We start from the raw sequence: 16,826 nt of genomic DNA on the forward strand, positions 1-16,826 counted from the left end.
GGACCACATGAACAAGAGCGAACTAGTAGCTGCAATCGCAGATAGCACTGGCGAGTCACAGGCTGCCGTAAACCGCATTGTTGACGCAATGTTTGACACTATTGCCAAGGAAATCAGGAAGGGCACCAAAGTGACCATTCCAGGTTGGCTATCAGTAGAGAAGGGCTTCCGTGCAGCACGTGCGGGCCGTAACCCACAGACTGGTGCAACAATCCAGATTGCAGCCTCAAACACCGTAAAGGTATCTGCAGGTTCCAAGCTAAAGGCTTCAGTCAAGTAACTTACATTCTTGAAGAAAAAGGCATCGGCTTCGGTCGGTGCCTTTTTCATTACTTTCAATCAAAAGGCTAGGCCATGAACAACTCGCTAAAAGGCAACCTCCTGGTTATTGGCCAATTCATCCTGCTTGGGTTGCTGATTTTGTACCCAGCAAACTCAATCAACTACGGGCCCTTTGCACTCACAGTAACTATTGCTATCGCAGTTCTTCTTGCTATGGGGCTTGTGATTCTTGGGCTTTCCTTCTTGGCTCTTGGTAAATCGCTTACCGCCCATCCAATTCCAGCCAAAAAAGGCGAGTTAGTTACGGATGGGTTGTATCGATTTGCCAGGCACCCTATTTACACGGCCCTGCTAGCTATTGGTTTGGCAATGGCCCTAAGTGGTGGCTTGTTTCCGCATATGTTGTTTTTCATAGCCCTTGTTGTTCTGCTGAATTACAAGGCAAGTTTTGAAGAGCAACTACTTCGCTCAAGATACGTTGACTACGCAAGCTACGCGGAAAAAACTGGCAGGTTTTTACCTAAGCTTAAAAGGTGACCTTACTTCAAAACCGCTTTCTAGCTGCCAGCTTGGTTGCTATCTCCGGGCTGGTGGTCGCACTCATTTTTGGCTTAATTCTTGGCGGCGGCGCTGATCCACTACAGTTTTCTGATCCAGGGCCACTAATTCGTTACGGAACCCCGATAGCTAAAGGCCTTATGAATCTAGCGATGGCCGTTGCCATCGGCTCTTTGGTTTTGGCGGCCTTTGCGGCCAACGATAAGTCAGCTGTTTTACGCAAGCTCTTGAACTTGTCGGCTATTTCCGCTGCGGCTTGGGTCCTTATTGGCTCCGCACACTTTCTACTGAGCTTTATCTCAGTATCTGGAGCAAGCTTCTCGCTAGAGCCCAGCTTTAGTCAGGGCCTATTTGTTTACGCAACTGAGATCGAACTAGGTATCTCATTTGGGCTGAATCTATTGGCAGCGCTAGCGATAGCAACTTTGGCGCTGATGGTTAGCTCCCTCACCGGAACCGCCCTTACGGCAGCTCTGGGACTTGCTAGCTTGATTCCCCTAGCGCTAATTGGCCACGCTTCGGGAACAGAGAATCACTCGCTAGCGGTCAATTCACTCGGCATGCACCTGGTCGGAATAGTTATCTGGGTTGGGGGCCTAATTGCTTTGTTTGCCATTCGGCCAGAACTTCAAGGAAATTCCAAGCCGATGGCCTTGCGCTATTCATCTCTAGCATTAGCAAGCTTTGCGCTGGTTGCCATATCGGGCATTGGATCTAGTTATGTTCGACTGCCAAGTTTTGAAAGCCTGGCAAGTCCTTACGGAGCGCTATTGATACTAAAAGCAGGGCTACTGATTGCGCTTGGAGTATTCGGTGCGATCTATCGCAGGGGGATACTTCAAAAGATTGACCAGAAGGGTTCGTTTTTTAAGCTAGCTCTTCTTGAGATATCGGTTATGGGCTTGGCGGTGGGAATGGGAACTGCGTTAGCTAGAACTGCAACACCTGTCGAGCAAGGGGAATTTATTGTTCCAACTCCTGCTCAGTTTCTTACTGGCGAGATGCTTCCGCCGGAGTTCACATTTGAGACCTTCTTTACCGTGACCAAGGTTGATATTCTTTGGCTAGTAATTGCCCTTGCTGCGATGGGGGCCTATCTAATTGGCGTGAGGATTCTAAAACTCCGCGGGGATAGCTGGCCGTTAGCTAGAACGGCCTCTTGGATGCTTGGCATGCTGCTACTTATCTTTACAACCAGCGGTTCCCTGAATGCCTATCAGGAGTATCTATTCAGTGTCCACATGATCGCTCACATGAGCCTGACTATGGCGATTCCGGTGCTGTTGGTTCCAGGGGCACCTGTGACGCTTCTAATGCGGGCTGTTCATAAACGAACGGATGAATCTAGGGGGGTTAGAGAATGGGTGCTCTGGGCCGTTCACACCAAGCCTGCGATGTTTATCGCTCATCCAGGTTTTGCAGCAATCAACTTCGCAGCTTCTTTGGTTATTTTCTACTTCACGCCCATTTTTGATTGGGCCACCCGTGAACACATTGGACATCAGTGGATGATTGTTCATTTTCTGATTACCGGATACCTGTTTGTTCAGTCACTTATTGGAATAGATCCAGGGCCTGCCAGAGTTGGCTATCCGTTCCGGATTATTACTCTCATTCTCGTAATGGCGTTCCACGCCTTCTTCGGGGTTGCCTTGATGACAGGTTCTGGATTGCTACTTCCAGATTGGTTTGGAGCTATGGGTCGCACCTGGGGTCTTCCTCCTTTGGGAGACCAACAAAACGGTGGAGCAATCGCTTGGGGAATTGGTGAGCTTCCAACCATCGCGCTCGCGATAATTGTGTCTTGGCAATGGTTCAAATCAGACCGAAGAGATTCGGTCAGATTAGACCGCGCTTCTGATCGAAGCGGTAACAAAGACCTCGACAATTACAATCAGATGCTAGATCGCATCAACCAAAGGCCCTAGATGCAATCAGTGACACTCTCTGTTGAGCAGCAGAACCTTTTCGATTACATCGAGCAGTCTGAAAACAATATCTTTATAACCGGCCGTGCTGGAACCGGTAAATCAACATTGCTTAGCTACTTGGTTGAGAACACCAAGAAAAATGTTGCAGTGTGCGCTCCAACTGGTGTTGCAGCGCTAAACGTTGGCGGAGTTACCATTCACTCGTTATTTGGTTTTCCTTTTGGAATTCTGGCCGATCAAGATCTCGCACGGCACATGAACAAGCGAACTAGAGAAGTTCTTGCGGCCCTTGATGTCTTGATCATCGACGAAGTTTCGATGGTCAATGCTGATTTGATGGACGCTATCTCCCGCGCTATGGGAATAGCAAGGGGCAGAAGAAAACTTCCTTTTGGTGGAGCTCAGGTTGTTATGTTCGGAGATCCGTATCAACTCTCCCCAGTTCCAGGAAACAACGAAGAGCGAAACTACATGAGTGAGAATTACCAATCAATTTGGTTTTTTGATGCAAAAGTCTGGCGCGAAGATTCACTAGAAAGATTCGAGCTCGGCGAAATCTTCCGTCAGTCTGATGAAGATTTCAAAACTATTTTGAATGCGATTCGAGTTGGTGAAGTTGAGCAGCACATGCTCGATACGTTGAATGCTGCTGGAAACAGATTTCCTTCGCATGAGGAAATAATTCGCCTGGCGACCATAAACGCAAGTGTGGATAAGACCAATAAAGAGCGCATGAATAAACTCACTACTAAGCCGAAGACCTTCGAAGCGATATTTAGTGCAAGTGATGAAACCGCATTTGGAAGAACACTTCCAGCAGAACCATCACTTGAGCTAAAAGTTGGTGCACAAGTTATGTTCATAAAAAACGATGACGGCAAAAGAACTTCCGATGGATTAGTTCGTCGCTGGGTCAATGGAACTATTGGAAAAGTAGTTGACATGCCATCTAGTGGTGGAGTGGTAGTTGAAGTCGATGGCGAAAGACTAGATGTTGGAAAAGCGACTTGGGAGAAAGTCCGTTACGAAATCGACGAAGAGTTTGATGAAGAAACCGGTCGTGTGAAAGAAGTGCTAGTCACTATTCCTCTGGCTGAGTATCAGCAGATTCCGCTGCGTCTTGCATGGTCAGTAACAATTCACAAATCTCAAGGTCAGACCTACGACGAAGCAGTTATTGATCTTGGCCGCGGAGCTTTTAGTCCGGGGCAAACTTACGTTGCCCTTTCTCGAATTCGATCCTTGGAAGGGTTGTATTTGACTCGTGCGATTAGGCAGCAAGATGTCATGGTCGATAAAGACGTGATCAGGTTTATGAGTGGCGTCAAAACCGCACCGGTTGAAAAGCTTTTTTAGCCCAACAGCCACCAGTTGATTGGCTGATGAAGCCTCGCTGCCCAGTCACTTTCTTCGTGGGCGGTTCCAGGAAATATGCCGTACATCAAGTCTTTATCTCGAACATATCCCCTAGCTTCAAAACCTTTGATGGCTTTGTTGTGAAACGGAGGGTAGAACAAATCCAAACCTTCGGTTCCGCTGTCGGTATAGATCTTGTGCTTGCCAGGATTTGGAAGATACTTGGGAAGTTCTTGCGACATGTATTCGTGACCGATAATCCAGTGCGTTGAGAAGCAAAGTGCTGCTCCAAAAAGATGTGGGTATTTGCTCATCAAATAAAGGGAAGCAAGTCCCCCCATCGAACCACCAGCGATTGCGGTTCGTTCCATCTGATGCTCAATGCCGTATTTTTCCAAGACCATAGGGAGGATCTTCTCGGCGAGCAAAACGTTGTATTCACCGTTCATTGAAGTTTTGTGAATTGGCTTGTATTCAAGAGGCAGGTTGTCAAAGATGTCTGGATGTGCTTCGACTATTTCCTTTGGGGCAAGTTCCAGCATTCTGGTGCCAGGACCTAGGCCATGGACGGCAACAATAAGCGGTTGTGGATTGGCCTTGATTCTCTTGTCTCTAAGCGCATCAAGGATTCTCCACGGCGTATTGGTTGATGCAGTTCTAGGATCAAAGACATTCTTGCCATCGTGCATCATCAGAATTGGCGTGTAAGAAACTACCTTTTCCGGAACCCAAACATCAACGCGGTGGTTGTCAACTGTAAAGGTTTCGAGCTTGCCAAAAGCCATTGCGATCTTTTGCTTGCGAAGTTCTCTGAACGCCATAAACAACGGAAAAGTGAAAGCCATCGCCGTTATCCCAGAAGCTAAGAAATACAGCCACACCCTCTTCATGCCAAGCTTCTTTGCTTCGTAAAGCATGAAAACCACTAGAGCCAAAATCACAATCAGTAGATCCAGCGAGAGCACCCAGTCCACAGCCGAACCAAACCAGGCTTTGATGTAGTCCTGACCTTCGAGGGAGGCAATGGCGTTAAACCACCAGGCGGTAATGAGCCCGATGCCAGCTAAGACAAAGTAGATTCTGGCGCGAACTTCGTGGCCGAACATGGTGATTCCCTTCCTCGGTAGTTATTACCCTAGCAACGCTTATCGAAGCGGTAATCTAGAGCAATGTTGATGTCAGATCGCGATATACGCGCAAGTATCGAAGCCGGCCAGATTGGGCTAGAACCCCTCGAGATGGGCTTACTGCAGCCAAGCTCAATCGATGTTCGCCTAGACCGCTTCTTTAGATTGTTTGACAATCACAAGTACGCATTTATTGATCCTGCCGAGCAGCAGGACGAGCTAACACGTCTAATTGAGGTTGACTCAGCAGAACCTTTCATCTTGCACCCCGGTGAATTTGTTCTTGGCTCAACTTATGAATTTGTAACCTTGCCAGACGATGTTGCAGCAAGGTTAGAGGGTAAAAGCTCACTTGGAAGACTTGGACTGCTAACTCACTCAACAGCAGGATTTGTTGATCCAGGATTTAAAGGTCACGTGACCCTTGAGCTTTCAAACGTCGCAACGCTGCCAATAAAACTTTGGCCGGGAATGAAGATTGGTCAGCTCTGCTTTTTCAAGCTGACATCGCCTTCAGAGCATCCTTACGGAAGCGAAAAATACTCGTCAAGATATCAAGGCCAGCGCGGTCCAACAGCTTCTAGAAGTTACAAGAACTTCTATAGAACAGATGTTGGTAATGCTCCACTAGAAAACTAGCTCGAGTAACTTACCTTCGGGTTTGGATTTACTCTAAGTAGTAGCGCCAATCCAACAACCAGAATCACCATCAGACCCAACACACCGTAAATGGTTGTGTTTTCTTCTCCGGTAGCAACTGCTGCAATTGTGATTGCGGTTGCCCAGAAAAAACCCGATAGGAAGCTGATTGCGCGACCGGTGGTCTGATACAAACCAAACACTTCACCCTCGCGACCCTCAGGAGCAAACCTGGACACGAATGTTCTGGAGGATGCTTGAGCTGGGCCTACGAACAAGCACAGTGCCAAACCACCAATCCAGTAAGTAATCTGACCAGCGTCGGCAAAGATAAAGACACCAAAGCCAGCAATTATCAGGCCGATTAGAGAAGCTGCAATTACGTTTCGTGATCCAACGACATCGTCAATGCGACCTCCAATTACAGCTCCAATTCCGGCAACGATGTTGGCAGCCATACCGAAGATAATGATCTCGGTTTGAGTGAAACCAAAAGCAAGAGATCCAAGTACTGCTCCAAAGGTGAATACACCAGCTAGACCGTCACGGTAAACAGCTGAGGAAATTAAGAACTTGAAGGTGTCTGGTGCTTGCTTGTAAAGACTCTTTAGTTGTCCCCATAGCGCACCGTAGGAAGCAAAAATACTTTCCTTAGGTGCATTTTTCTTTCCCTCAATTTCTGGAACCCTAAGTAGCAATGGGATAGAGAAAACTAGAGTCCAAACTGCACAGAACAAGAAAACAGTTCTAACTTCTAATCCGTCGGTAGCCGGAACACCAAACACTGTTCCTGGAAGCACAAATCCAAATAGTGCGACTGCAAGCAGGATGATTCCTCCGAGGTAACCTAGTCCCCACGCGTAGCCTGAGATGCGACCAATGGTAGATGGAGAGGAAACGGATCTGAGCATCGCGTAGTAGTTGATAAAGGCTGTCTCTTGAACAATGGAACCAAGGCCGTAAAGAACTAGACCAAATAGCAGGAACTCCGCTTTGGGTTCGACAAAGAAGCTAGCGATCATGATTCCAACCAACACGTAAGTGTTGGTCATAAGCCAGAACTTTCTGCGGCCACCGATGTCAGAACGACGACCGAGAATCGGCGCGATTACCGCCAGGACAAAGCCCGCAATACCTGTTGCGATACCCAGCAGTGCATCTGCATTGGTGCCAGCTTCTGCCACCGCTGAGGCTAGGTAGACCGGGAAGATGAAGGTCTGCATGATGGTCGGATAGGGCTGCTCTGCCCAGTCCCACAGGGCCCAGGCGAAGGTGCCCTTCTGGCCAAGCTTTGTCCTAGGTAAACGGGTCTTTGATTTTCCAGATGTGTTTGTCATGGCAACAAGGTAGCGCAAGCATGGCCAGTTTCCGACAACAAGGCGGAAAATTCGGCGTGAACAGATCCCTGTTCTTGAAGTTGAGCAGGGCCGACTCAAGTTTCTTTGGAAAACACTTGACAATTTGAAGATAGTTTGTGAAACTTGAGTCAATGAGGCTCAAGTTTGAGTCCCCAACCCCGAAACACCAGTAAATACAAGGAGAAAACAAGCATGGCACGTGCAGTGGGTATTGACCTAGGAACCACCAATAGCGCAGTTTCAGTTCTAGAAGGTGGAGAGCCAACGGTTATCGTCAACGCTGAGGGCTTTAGAACCACACCTTCCATAGTGGCTTTCACCAAGGATGGAGAGGTTCTGGTGGGCGAGACCGCCAAGCGCCAGGCCGTCACCAACGTAGACCGCACCATTGCCTCGGTAAAGAGGCACATGGGCACCGACTGGAAGTTCAAGGTCGATGACAAGAATTACACCGCTCAGGAGATATCGGCCAGGATTCTGTCCAAGCTCAAAAGAGACGCCGAGACCTACCTGGGTGAATCCGTAACCGACGCCGTGATCACGGTTCCGGCTTACTTCAACGACGCCGAGCGTCAGGCAACCAAGGAAGCCGGTGAGATTGCAGGACTAAACGTTCTTCGCATCATCAACGAGCCAACTGCAGCTGCTTTGGCCTACGGACTAGATAAGGGTCAGCAAGATGAACTCATCTTGGTATTTGACCTTGGTGGAGGAACATTCGACGTATCTCTACTTGAGGTAGGAAAAGATGATGACTTCTCTACCATTCAGGTTCGCTCAACTTCAGGTGATAACCGCCTAGGTGGAGATGACTGGGACCAGAGAATCGTTGATCACCTAGTCAAGAAGTTCAAAGACACCACTGGTGTTGACGTTGCTAAAGACAAGATCGCTTTGCAGCGTCTAAAGGAAGCAGCGGAGCAGGCTAAGAAAGAACTTTCTCAGTCCACTACTGCAAACATTCAGCTTCCATATCTATCTCTTACTGAAAACGGCCCAGCGAACTTGGACGAGACAATTACTCGTGCTCAGTTCGAGCAACTTACCTCTGATCTACTAGAGCGCACCAAGAAGCCTTTCAATGACGTAATCAAGGAAGCGGGTGTAAAGGTTGCCGACATCGCACACGTTGTGATGGTTGGTGGATCAACTCGTATGCCAGCGGTTACCGAATTGGTAAAGCAGCTAACCGGAGGAAAAGAACCAAACAAGGCAGTAAACCCAGATGAGGTTGTTGCTGTTGGTGCTTCACTCCAGGCCGGTGTTCTAAAAGGTGAGCGTAAAGACGTTCTACTTATCGACGTGACTCCACTAGCTCTTGGAATTGAAACCAAAGGTGGAATCATGACCAAGCTAATCGAGCGCAACACTGCGATTCCAACCAAGCGAAGCGAAACCTTCACTACTGCCGATGACAACCAGCCTTCGGTTTCGATTCAGGTTTACCAGGGTGAGCGCGAGTTCACCAGGGACAACAAGTCTCTAGGAAACTTTGAACTAACCGGTATCGCACCAGCACCGCGCGGTATCCCTCAGGTTGAAGTTACTTTCGACATCGACGCTAACGGTATCGTTCACGTGTCCGCTAAGGACAAGGGAACCGGAAAAGAGCAGTCGATGACAATCACAGGTGGATCCTCACTTGCGAAAGAAGACATCGAACGCATGGTTAAGGAAGCTGAAGAGCACGCTGCTGAAGACAAGAAGCGTCGTGAAGAGCAAGACCTTAAGAACACTGCCGAGCAGATGGCTTACCAAACAGAGAAGATCATCAAGGATAACGATGACAAACTTCCTGAAGAAGTTAAGACCGAAGTTCAAGCAGACATCGATGCTCTAAAGACTGCACTTGCTGGCGACGACATCGACGCCATCAAGAGTGCTAACGAGAAGCTAGCCACCTCAGCCCAGAAACTAGGCGAGGCAATCTACGCAAACACTTCGGAGGATGCTCCTGCCGAACCAGAAGCTTCCAGCGAAGATGTCGTAGATGCTGAAGTTGTAGACGAAGAGCCTGCTGACGAGAAGAAGTAATGACGGAAGAGAATCTAGAGCCAACTGAGAACGAAGCAACAGATCAAGAGGCGTCCGAAACACCTTCGGACCCCCTTGATGCTGAGCTAGCTGACTTAGTTGAAGAAACTGGACCAATAAGTAAAGAAGCAGAGCTTCTTGCTGATTTGCAGCGTCTGCAGGCAGAATTCGTAAACTACAAAGCAAGAGTTGAGCGCGACAGAGATCAAGCAAGAAACTCAGCAATTGTTGAAGTGCTTCGATCTCTGCTGCCAGCACTTGATGATTTAGAGCGTGCAGAAGCCCACGGCGATTTAGAGGGAACACCGTTTATGGCAGTAGTTACCAAGATTCGCAGTGCGGGTGACAAATTCGGGCTAAAGAAATTTGCTGAAAAGGGAGAGAAGTTTGACCCTGAGATTCATAACGCTCTCGTGCAAACGCCAAGCAAAGAAGTGACCGAACCAACTATTAACGAGGTAATTGAGGCTGGATTCATGATTGATGATCGCCTAATTCGACCCGCTATGGTTTCGGTTTTCGTTCCGGAGCAGGAATAAGTCATGGCGAGCCAAGACTGGTTTGAAAAGGACTTTTATCAAGTTCTTGGCGTAGCCAAGGACGCCTCGGATTCTGATATCAAAAAGACCTACCGAAAACTAGCTAGGCAGTACCATCCGGATTCCAACCCGGGAGACGCCAAAGCAGAAGCAAAATTCAAGGAGATTAGCGAAGCGTTCTCTGTTTTGTCTGATGCTGAACAGCGCAAAGAGTATGACGCAATCAAGGCCATGGGTTCTGGTGCAAGATTCACATCAGGTGGTGCTGGCGCAGGCGGTGGCTTTGAAGATGTCTTCTCAAATATATTTGGTGGTCGAGGTGGCGGATTTGGTGGAGGCTTCGGCGGATTTGATTTTGGCCCCACACCTGGAATCGATCTAACCGCCAGAACTTCGATCGACTTTATCGATTCCATCAAGGGTGCAACAATCAAGCTCAGCCTTCAGGGTATGGAAGCTCTAAACGTCAAGATACCTGCTGGGGTTGTCGACGGTCAAAAAATAAAACTGCGTGGCAAAGGAAGACCTTCTCCAAACGGAGGACCTTCCGGAGATCTGATTGTGACAGTTCGAGTAAAACCTCATCCGGTTTTCGTTCGAGATGGAATCAACTTACGAGTTGCAGTCCCAGTAACTTTTACCGAGGCAGCGCTAGGGGCCACCATTAGTGTCCCGACTCTTGGTGGGGAACCCGTGAAGTTAAAAATTCATCCAGGTATTCCAAATGGTCGAGTGCTTCGAATCAAGGGTCGTGGCGTCGATCTTGGAAATAACCGTGGAGATTTGCTTGCAACCGTTGAAGTTGCAGTCCCATCTCATTTGTCCGAAAAGGCCAAAAAAGCACTTTTGGAATTTGAAGAACAAATGCCAAAAGAAGACCCTCGTTCCGATTTGATTTCTAGAGCTGGCTTACTGTAACCAAAGGAGGTGGGAAATGACTGAGCTAGATGAAAACACACCACTGTTTGTGATTTCTGTTGCAGCTGAATTGGCATTGATGCACCCTCAAACACTTAGGCAATACGACCGCCTTGGCTTGGTTTCCCCCTCAAGAACGGCCGGCCAATCAAGACGTTACACAATGCGAAACGTTGCTCAACTTCGTGAGATCGCAAGGCTTTCAACAGAGGGAGTTTCACTCGAGGGAATCAAGAGGATCCTTGACTTAGAAAACCAAAACATCGAACTCAAAAAAAGAGTAAGAGACCTTGAGCAGGCTCTAGCCAACGAAATGCTCAATCGTCCTGGCGCGAGAATCTTCTCCGCGGGCGAGCAGGGCGTCGAGAGCCTGGCGGCCGGTAAGAGACCTACAAGATCTACCCAAGTTGTTTTATGGAGGTCCCGTTGAACCAGAACCAACAACAAGAAGAACAGAAATCTGCTCTAGAAAAATTTGGCGTAAATCTAACCGACATTGCAAAGTCTGGAAAGTTGGACCCAGTAATAGGTCGAGATGCTGAGATACGCCGCGTAAGCCAAGTGCTTTCTCGCCGAACAAAAAACAACCCTGTCCTTATCGGGGAGCCTGGAGTGGGCAAGACAGCCGTTGTTGAAGGACTGGCTCAAAGAATCATTGCTGGCGACGTTCCAGAGAGCCTAAAAGGAAAGCAGCTGATCTCCCTTGACCTTGCGGCCATGGTTGCGGGTGCAAAATATCGTGGTGAATTCGAAGAGCGCCTAAAGGCTGTTCTTGCTGAAATAAATGCATCCGAAGGGCAGATCATCACTTTTGTTGATGAGCTTCACAACCTTGTAGGAGCAGGAGGTGGCGATGGTTCGATGGACGCATCGAACATGCTAAAACCCATGCTTGCCAGGGGAGAACTTCGTCTCATTGGCGCTACGACTTTAGATGAATACCGCGAACGCATTGAAAAAGATGCTGCGTTGGAGCGCCGATTCCAGCAGGTCTTTGTTGGTGAGCCAAGTGTTGTTGACACGGTCGCAATTCTGCGAGGTCTCAAGGAGCGCTACGAAGCGCACCACAAAGTGGCCATTGCTGACAGCGCTCTGGTTGCAGCGGCAACACTTTCAAACCGATACATCACAGGTCGCCAGCTTCCAGACAAGGCAATTGATCTAATTGATGAGGCAGCCTCCAGGTTGCGCATGGAGATTGACTCGGCCCCCGTAGAGATCGATGAGCTACGCCGAAAAGTTGATCGACTAAAGCTAGAAGAACTTGCACTTCAAAAGGAAAAAGACGCCGCATCAAAAGAGCGACTTGCAAAACTTCGAGAGGATTTAGCCGAGAAATCCGCCTCGCTTAAGGAGCTTACGAGCCGCTGGGAGCTAGAGCGTAAAGAGCTCAACAAGATTGGTGATCTAAAAACCAAACTTGACTCTCTCAGAATCGAAGCTGACAAGGCTCAGCGTGAAGGTAATCTCGAACTAGCCTCCAAGCTTCTCTATGGTGAGATTCCAGCACTCGAAAAGGAGCTCATCGCTGAGGAAGTAGCAGGAGATGTCGACAAGGTCAGAATGGTTAACGACCATGTGACTGAAGAAGACATCGCCGCCGTTGTTTCCGCATGGACTGGAATTCCAACCGGACGGTTACTTGCTGGCGAGTCCGCAAAACTTTTAAAACTTGAGCAAGAACTTGCCAAGCGCCTAATTGGTCAAAAAGCGGCCGTCAAGTCAGTGTCTGATGCAGTGCGAAGAACCAAAGCGGGTATTTCAGATCCTGATCGGCCAACCGGGTCATTTATGTTTCTTGGTCCAACAGGTGTTGGTAAAACCGAGTTAGCTAAGTCTCTCGCTGCATTCTTGTTTGATGATGAGAAATCTATGGTTCGAATCGATATGAGCGAGTATGCCGAAAAGCATTCAGTTTCCAGACTCATCGGTGCACCTCCTGGATACATTGGCTACGAAGAAGGTGGGCAGCTAACTGAAGCCGTACGCAGACGTCCATACTCGGTGATTTTGTTAGATGAAGTAGAAAAAGCACACCCAGAGGTTTTCGATGTTCTACTGCAGGTTCTAGATGACGGTCGACTAACTGACGGTCAAGGTAGAACAGTAGATTTTAGAAATGTGATTTTGATTCTCACATCAAACTTAGGATCACAATTTCTTATTGACCCTGAGCTTGATGATTCGCAAAAGAAAGAAGCCGTTCTTGCTGCTGTTAGAGCAAGCTTCAAGCCAGAGTTTCTAAATCGACTCGATGACATTGTTGTGTTCCAGACCCTAGATAGAACAGAGCTGGGCCAAATTGTTGAATTGAACATCGACCGACTAACGCACCGATTGAGTGAAAAGCGACTAGAACTTGCGGTAACACCAGCAGCTCGAGCCTGGTTGGCAGATAAAGGCTATGACCCAATTTATGGAGCGAGACCGTTGAGAAGGTTGATGCAGCAGCAAATTGATGATCAGCTTGCAAATCTCATTCTTGCTGGCTCAATTCATGACGGATCATTGGTGAAAGTTGATTACGCAGAAGGCTCGGAAAACCTGAGTGTGTCTGTGACATCGTTGGATTAGGAAATCTCAACAACCACCGGAACGTGATCGCTCGGGCCTTCACCTTTTCGCTCGTCACGTTCAATCTTGGCCGCAGTGACTTTTTCAGCAAAAGAATCTGAACCTAAAATGAAATCGATTCGCATGCCTTCATTTCTTTGAAAGCGAAGTTGCTGGTAATCCCAGTAGGTATATCCTTCTGGGATTAGTTTTCGAACAACATCTTGCAAACCAATTTGCTCGAAGGCTTCGAAAGCTTGGCGCTCTGCTGATGAAACATGAGTGGAGCCTGCAAAAAAGTTAATGTCCCAAACGTCGGTATCAAGTGGTGCGATATTAAAATCCCCCATTAGCGCCAAAGGCGTTGAAGGATCATTTTCCAAACTTTCTGCAGTAATCGCAGCTAGACGATCAAGCCACTCAAGTTTGTATGTGTAATGAGGATCATCCAATGTTCTGCCGTTTGGAACATACAAACTCCACAGCCGAACTCCATCAAAGGTAGCTGCGATTGCCCTAGCTTCTTCTTTGGTTTCTGGACCAAAGCCAGGCATTCCAGTAAAACCTATTTCGATGTCCTCTGCAGGAATCTTTGATGCGAATGCCACACCGTTCCATTGGTTTAGTCCATGCATGGTGATTTGGTAGCCAGCTTCTTCAAACGGGGCATATGGAAATTGATCTGGCTTACATTTGATCTCTTGCATTGCCAAAACATCGGTTCCCGAGGCCTCTAGGTAAGCCAATACCCTTCCAACACGGGTTCTTATGGAGTTCACGTTCCAGGTGGCTATTTTCACTCCTTAAACTTATAGCTATGACTTCAAGCACCAGCGACAAAGCAAAACTTGTTCAATTAATCAAGGACTTAGCTGTTGTGCACGGAAAAGTAACCCTTTCTAGCGGACTTGAAGCCGATTACTACGTTGATCTTCGACGAGCAACACTTCACCATGAGGCAGCCCCATTGATTGGCCGGCTCATGATTCAAATGCTTGAAGATGCAGCAATCGAGAAATTTGACGCTGTTGGCGGACTAACAATGGGAGCAGATCCAGTGGCAACCGCAATGTTGCACCAGGCAAGCGCCATGGGTAAAACAGTTGACGCATTTGTGGTTCGCAAGGAAGCAAAAGCTCACGGCATGGGTCGTCAGGTCGAAGGGCCCGATGTAGCAGGTAAGTCGCTTATTGTTATTGAAGACACATCAACTACTGGGGGATCACCACTAACCGCTGCCGCTGCATTGGAAAAAGCAGGCGGCAAGATCTTGGCGGTTGCAACCGTGGTGGATAGGAATACCGGTGCCAGACAGGCAATCGAAGCAAAGGGCTATCGCTACCTGTCACTTATCTCGTTAGAGGAATTAGGTTTATAAATTGAGTAGTAGCCGAGGCATTGCCTCGTACATTTTTGTCGAGCTGTCTAACATCACAAGCGTTATTGCAGGCTCCATGGTCTTTATTGCGCTTCCCTGGTTAGCACTTGAAATTACTGGTTCTGCTGCAATGGCTGGAGCGGTTGTCGCACTAACGGCAATCCCAGGATTGTTCCTGAGTCCAATTCTTGGAACAATCGTTGACCGCATTGGTCGAAAAGTCAGCGCAATCATTTCTGAGGGACTGTCCGCTGTTGCAATCTTGTTGATTCCGGTTGTTCACAGTTTTGTGGAAATTGGATTCGTTCTATTAGTGGTTCTTGCAACTGCACGGGCAATTGTGAACCCAGCAGCTTCGACTGCGAGAAAATCGATCATTCCAGATATCGCAGGACCTGCACGTATTTCTTTGGAGCGCGCAAACTCAATTCACGAAGCAGTATTTGCAACCGGTTTTGCCATTGGTCCTGCGGTGGGAGCGGCCTTTATCGCTTTAATCGGTCCATACGATGTGTTCGTTGTGGTGGCAGTGTTTTCCGCCCTATCTTCAATTTCAGCCATGCTAATCAACACCGTTGAGCATCGAGGTGACGGCGTATCTGAAACTGGAAGTTTGCTTCGCGATACTGCTCTTGGAATCAAGACGATATCGCAAACCCCAGCTGTATTAATAGGAATGAGCTTCGTTCTCACTCTGGCAATGATTTATCTTCCAACCGAGATGGTTATTCTCCCGGCCCATTTCAACGCGTTGGATTATGCAACTGGACTTGGAATCTTGATTTCAACAATGGCTGGTGCATCTGTTCTGGGGGCATTACTTTTTGAGACTCTTCAGAAATATCTAAGCTATTCAACAATTTTGAAGTTTGGCTTCATTGGGCTCGGGCTTTCAGTGTTAGTTATGTCCTTTATTCCTCCGATGCCCATTCTGCTGGCAGCGGGAGCAGTACTTGGCTTTAGCTGGGGACCACTGATGCCGATGCTTAACACAGTCGTGCAAAGAGTGATCCCTGAAAGTATGCGGGGAAGAGTTTTTGGTATCGAAATGACAATTTGGAGTGCTGGACCGATGCTTACCGCTGTTGGAGTGGGACTTGCTGTTGACGCGGTTGGCGTTCAGCCGGTCTATTTATTCCTGGCTATTTTAGTTCTACTCTTGTCGGTGTTTGTCTCGTTCAACAAGGCAAACATTCAATTAGACCAAGCGCAAAAGATTGAGGCAGTTTAGGTGCAGCCCGAAGATTCTGATTTCGTAGCAGAACAAACCACTTGGGGAGTGGGTCCTTGGGTTGGCGATTTACCAACCGGTTCCGATGCCGCAAAATACGATCCTGAGTTACTAGCAAACGGGGACACCAGAAACGTTGTGGACAAGTATCGATACTGGTCGATGGAAGCCATCGTTGCCGACTTAGATTCCAAAAGGCATAGCTTCCATGTTGCAATTGAGAACTGGCAACACGATCTAAACATTGGATCTATCGTTCGAACCGCAAATGCTTTTCTAGCGGCCGAAGTTCATATCATCGGCAATAGGCGTTGGAATAGGCGCGGTGCCATGGTCACTGATCGCTACCAGCACATAAAGCACCACCCAACTGTGGAGGACTTTGTTGCTTGGGCTGCAACAGCTAACGATGGCAAAGCGTTGCCGATTATTGCAATCGACAATGTTCCTGGCTGCAAGCAGCTTGAAAGCTACCAAATTCCAAAAAGCTGTGTTCTGTTATTTGGTCAAGAAGGTCCTGGTTTGTCAGAGGCAGCAATCGAAGCTTCAAAAGACGTTGTGGAGATAACCCAGTACGGCTCCACCAGGTCCATAAACGCTAGTGCGGCAGCAGCCATCACGATGCACGCTTGGATCACCCAGCACAAGTTCGGCTCCTAACAAGTCCCCAAAGGCCCAGAACTAGCTAGCTGGTAGGATTTTCTGGTGCCCGCAATAGTCCTAGTTGGCGCCCAATGGGGCGACGAAGGCAAGGGCAAAGCCACAGACTTACTCGGAAATCGAGTCGACTACGTAGTTAGATACCAAGGCGGAAACAACGCCGGACACACAGTCGTTATCGGGGACAAGAAGTTCGCTTTGCACCTACTGCCTAGCGGCATTCTCACACCCGGAGTAATTCCAGTAATTGGTAACGGTGTCG

At 48.2% G+C, this 16,826-nt stretch carries 17 protein-coding genes; 14 read left to right on the plus strand and 3 right to left on the minus strand.

Annotation, left to right across the window (positions count from 1 at the left end):
- Positions 1-7 precede the first annotated feature (7 nt).
- The 4 genes from AC9UES_RS04510 (at position 8) to AC9UES_RS04525 (ending at position 4,127) form a co-directional block, all read left to right on the plus strand.
- Positions 8-280: an HU family DNA-binding protein gene (locus AC9UES_RS04510; RefSeq protein ID WP_509522842.1), complete on the plus strand. Its 273-nt coding sequence runs from the start codon at positions 8-10 to the stop codon at positions 278-280.
- A 74-nt stretch (positions 281-354) separates the two neighbouring features.
- Positions 355-819 (plus strand): methyltransferase family protein, encoded by a 465-nt coding sequence (locus tag AC9UES_RS04515; protein WP_509527104.1) that lies wholly within the window; start codon positions 355-357, stop codon positions 817-819.
- Positions 816-2,768, plus strand: a complete 1,953-nt coding sequence (locus AC9UES_RS04520) for a bifunctional copper resistance protein CopD/cytochrome c oxidase assembly protein (RefSeq protein ID WP_509527105.1) — start codon at positions 816-818, stop codon at positions 2,766-2,768. Before AC9UES_RS04515 ends, AC9UES_RS04520 begins: the two co-directional genes overlap by 4 nt.
- A complete protein-coding gene (locus tag AC9UES_RS04525; RefSeq protein ID WP_509527106.1) occupies positions 2,769-4,127 on the plus strand; it encodes an ATP-dependent DNA helicase in 1,359 nt (452 codons plus the stop codon). It begins immediately after the preceding gene.
- On the opposite strand, the gene AC9UES_RS04530 is transcribed toward AC9UES_RS04525, so the two are convergent.
- A complete protein-coding gene (locus AC9UES_RS04530) occupies positions 4,124-5,233 on the minus strand; it encodes a DUF2834 domain-containing protein (RefSeq protein ID WP_509527107.1) in 1,110 nt (369 codons plus the stop codon). The two genes, AC9UES_RS04525 and AC9UES_RS04530, sit on opposite strands and share 4 nt — an antisense overlap.
- 63 nt (positions 5,234-5,296) lie before the next feature.
- Here AC9UES_RS04530 and dcd point away from each other — a divergent pair, with 63 nt between their 5' ends.
- Positions 5,297-5,893: a dCTP deaminase gene (gene dcd / locus AC9UES_RS04535; protein WP_509527108.1), complete on the plus strand. Its 597-nt coding sequence runs from the start codon at positions 5,297-5,299 to the stop codon at positions 5,891-5,893.
- Here dcd and AC9UES_RS04540 read toward each other — a convergent pair.
- The gene (locus tag AC9UES_RS04540; RefSeq protein ID WP_509527109.1) at positions 5,890-7,230 is read right to left on the minus strand and encodes an MFS transporter; all 1,341 of its coding nucleotides are present in this window, start codon (positions 7,228-7,230) and stop codon (positions 5,890-5,892) included. The genes dcd and AC9UES_RS04540 overlap by 4 nt on opposite strands.
- Before the next feature lie 213 nt (positions 7,231-7,443).
- On the opposite strand from AC9UES_RS04540, the gene dnaK reads away from it, so the two are divergent.
- The 5 genes from dnaK to AC9UES_RS04565 are packed head-to-tail and all read left to right on the plus strand — an operon-like array spanning position 7,444 to position 13,316.
- Positions 7,444-9,285: a molecular chaperone DnaK gene (dnaK, locus tag AC9UES_RS04545; protein WP_509527110.1), complete on the plus strand. Its 1,842-nt coding sequence runs from the start codon at positions 7,444-7,446 to the stop codon at positions 9,283-9,285.
- Positions 9,285-9,824, plus strand: coding sequence for a nucleotide exchange factor GrpE (locus tag AC9UES_RS04550; RefSeq protein WP_509527111.1), 540 nt, complete (start codon positions 9,285-9,287; stop codon positions 9,822-9,824). The genes dnaK and AC9UES_RS04550 overlap by 1 nt, the downstream gene beginning before the upstream one ends.
- Positions 9,825-9,827: 3 nt before the next feature.
- Positions 9,828-10,742, plus strand: a complete 915-nt coding sequence (locus tag AC9UES_RS04555) for a DnaJ C-terminal domain-containing protein (RefSeq protein WP_509527112.1) — start codon at positions 9,828-9,830, stop codon at positions 10,740-10,742.
- 16 nt (positions 10,743-10,758) lie between these two features.
- The gene (locus AC9UES_RS04560) at positions 10,759-11,172 is read left to right on the plus strand and encodes a heat shock protein transcriptional repressor HspR (RefSeq protein ID WP_509527113.1); all 414 of its coding nucleotides are present in this window, start codon (positions 10,759-10,761) and stop codon (positions 11,170-11,172) included.
- Positions 11,157-13,316, plus strand: coding sequence for an ATP-dependent Clp protease ATP-binding subunit (locus tag AC9UES_RS04565; protein WP_509527114.1), 2,160 nt, complete (start codon positions 11,157-11,159; stop codon positions 13,314-13,316). Before AC9UES_RS04560 ends, AC9UES_RS04565 begins: the two co-directional genes overlap by 16 nt.
- On the opposite strand, the gene AC9UES_RS04570 is transcribed toward AC9UES_RS04565, so the two are convergent.
- Positions 13,313-14,095, minus strand: a complete 783-nt coding sequence (locus tag AC9UES_RS04570; RefSeq protein ID WP_509527115.1) for an exodeoxyribonuclease III — start codon at positions 14,093-14,095, stop codon at positions 13,313-13,315. The genes AC9UES_RS04565 and AC9UES_RS04570 overlap by 4 nt on opposite strands.
- 17 nt (positions 14,096-14,112) lie before the next feature.
- On the opposite strand from AC9UES_RS04570, the gene pyrE reads away from it, so the two are divergent.
- The 4 genes from pyrE to AC9UES_RS04590 form a co-directional block, all read left to right on the plus strand.
- The gene (pyrE, locus tag AC9UES_RS04575; protein ID WP_509527116.1) at positions 14,113-14,673 is read left to right on the plus strand and encodes an orotate phosphoribosyltransferase; all 561 of its coding nucleotides are present in this window, start codon (positions 14,113-14,115) and stop codon (positions 14,671-14,673) included.
- Between the two features lies 1 nt (position 14,674).
- Positions 14,675-15,904 (plus strand): MFS transporter, encoded by a 1,230-nt coding sequence (locus tag AC9UES_RS04580; RefSeq protein WP_509527117.1) that lies wholly within the window; start codon positions 14,675-14,677, stop codon positions 15,902-15,904.
- Entirely contained in the window at positions 15,905-16,564 is a 660-nt protein-coding gene (locus AC9UES_RS04585) for a TrmH family RNA methyltransferase (protein ID WP_509527118.1), read from the plus strand.
- Between the two features lie 45 nt (positions 16,565-16,609).
- A partial coding sequence (locus tag AC9UES_RS04590) for an adenylosuccinate synthetase (RefSeq protein ID WP_509527119.1) occupies positions 16,610-16,826 on the plus strand: 217 nt, incomplete at its 3' end.

This window comes from Rhodoluna sp., from assembly GCF_044232805.1.
Taxonomy (GTDB): Bacteria; Actinomycetota; Actinomycetes; order Actinomycetales; family Microbacteriaceae; genus Rhodoluna.

What these genes read in the sequence shown, in the direction of transcription:
- AC9UES_RS04560 (WP_509527113.1), top strand. Translation starts at nt 10,759, where the DNA reads ATGACTGAGCTAGATGAAAACACACCACTGTTTGTGATTTCTGTTGCA.
- AC9UES_RS04515 (WP_509527104.1), top strand. Translation starts at nt 355, where the DNA reads ATGAACAACTCGCTAAAAGGCAACCTCCTGGTTATTGGCCAATTCATC.
- AC9UES_RS04510 (WP_509522842.1), top strand. Translation starts at nt 8, where the DNA reads ATGAACAAGAGCGAACTAGTAGCTGCAATCGCAGATAGCACTGGCGAG.
- AC9UES_RS04530 (WP_509527107.1), bottom strand. Translation starts at nt 5,233, where the DNA reads ATGTTCGGCCACGAAGTTCGCGCCAGAATCTACTTTGTCTTAGCTGGC.
- dnaK (WP_509527110.1), top strand. Translation starts at nt 7,444, where the DNA reads ATGGCACGTGCAGTGGGTATTGACCTAGGAACCACCAATAGCGCAGTT.
- AC9UES_RS04550 (WP_509527111.1), top strand. Translation starts at nt 9,285, where the DNA reads ATGACGGAAGAGAATCTAGAGCCAACTGAGAACGAAGCAACAGATCAA.
- AC9UES_RS04540 (WP_509527109.1), bottom strand. Translation starts at nt 7,230, where the DNA reads ATGACAAACACATCTGGAAAATCAAAGACCCGTTTACCTAGGACAAAG.
- AC9UES_RS04555 (WP_509527112.1), top strand. Translation starts at nt 9,828, where the DNA reads ATGGCGAGCCAAGACTGGTTTGAAAAGGACTTTTATCAAGTTCTTGGC.
- dcd (WP_509527108.1), top strand. Translation starts at nt 5,297, where the DNA reads ATGTTGATGTCAGATCGCGATATACGCGCAAGTATCGAAGCCGGCCAG.
- pyrE (WP_509527116.1), top strand. Translation starts at nt 14,113, where the DNA reads ATGACTTCAAGCACCAGCGACAAAGCAAAACTTGTTCAATTAATCAAG.
- AC9UES_RS04525 (WP_509527106.1), top strand. Translation starts at nt 2,769, where the DNA reads ATGCAATCAGTGACACTCTCTGTTGAGCAGCAGAACCTTTTCGATTAC.
- AC9UES_RS04565 (WP_509527114.1), top strand. Translation starts at nt 11,157, where the DNA reads ATGGAGGTCCCGTTGAACCAGAACCAACAACAAGAAGAACAGAAATCT.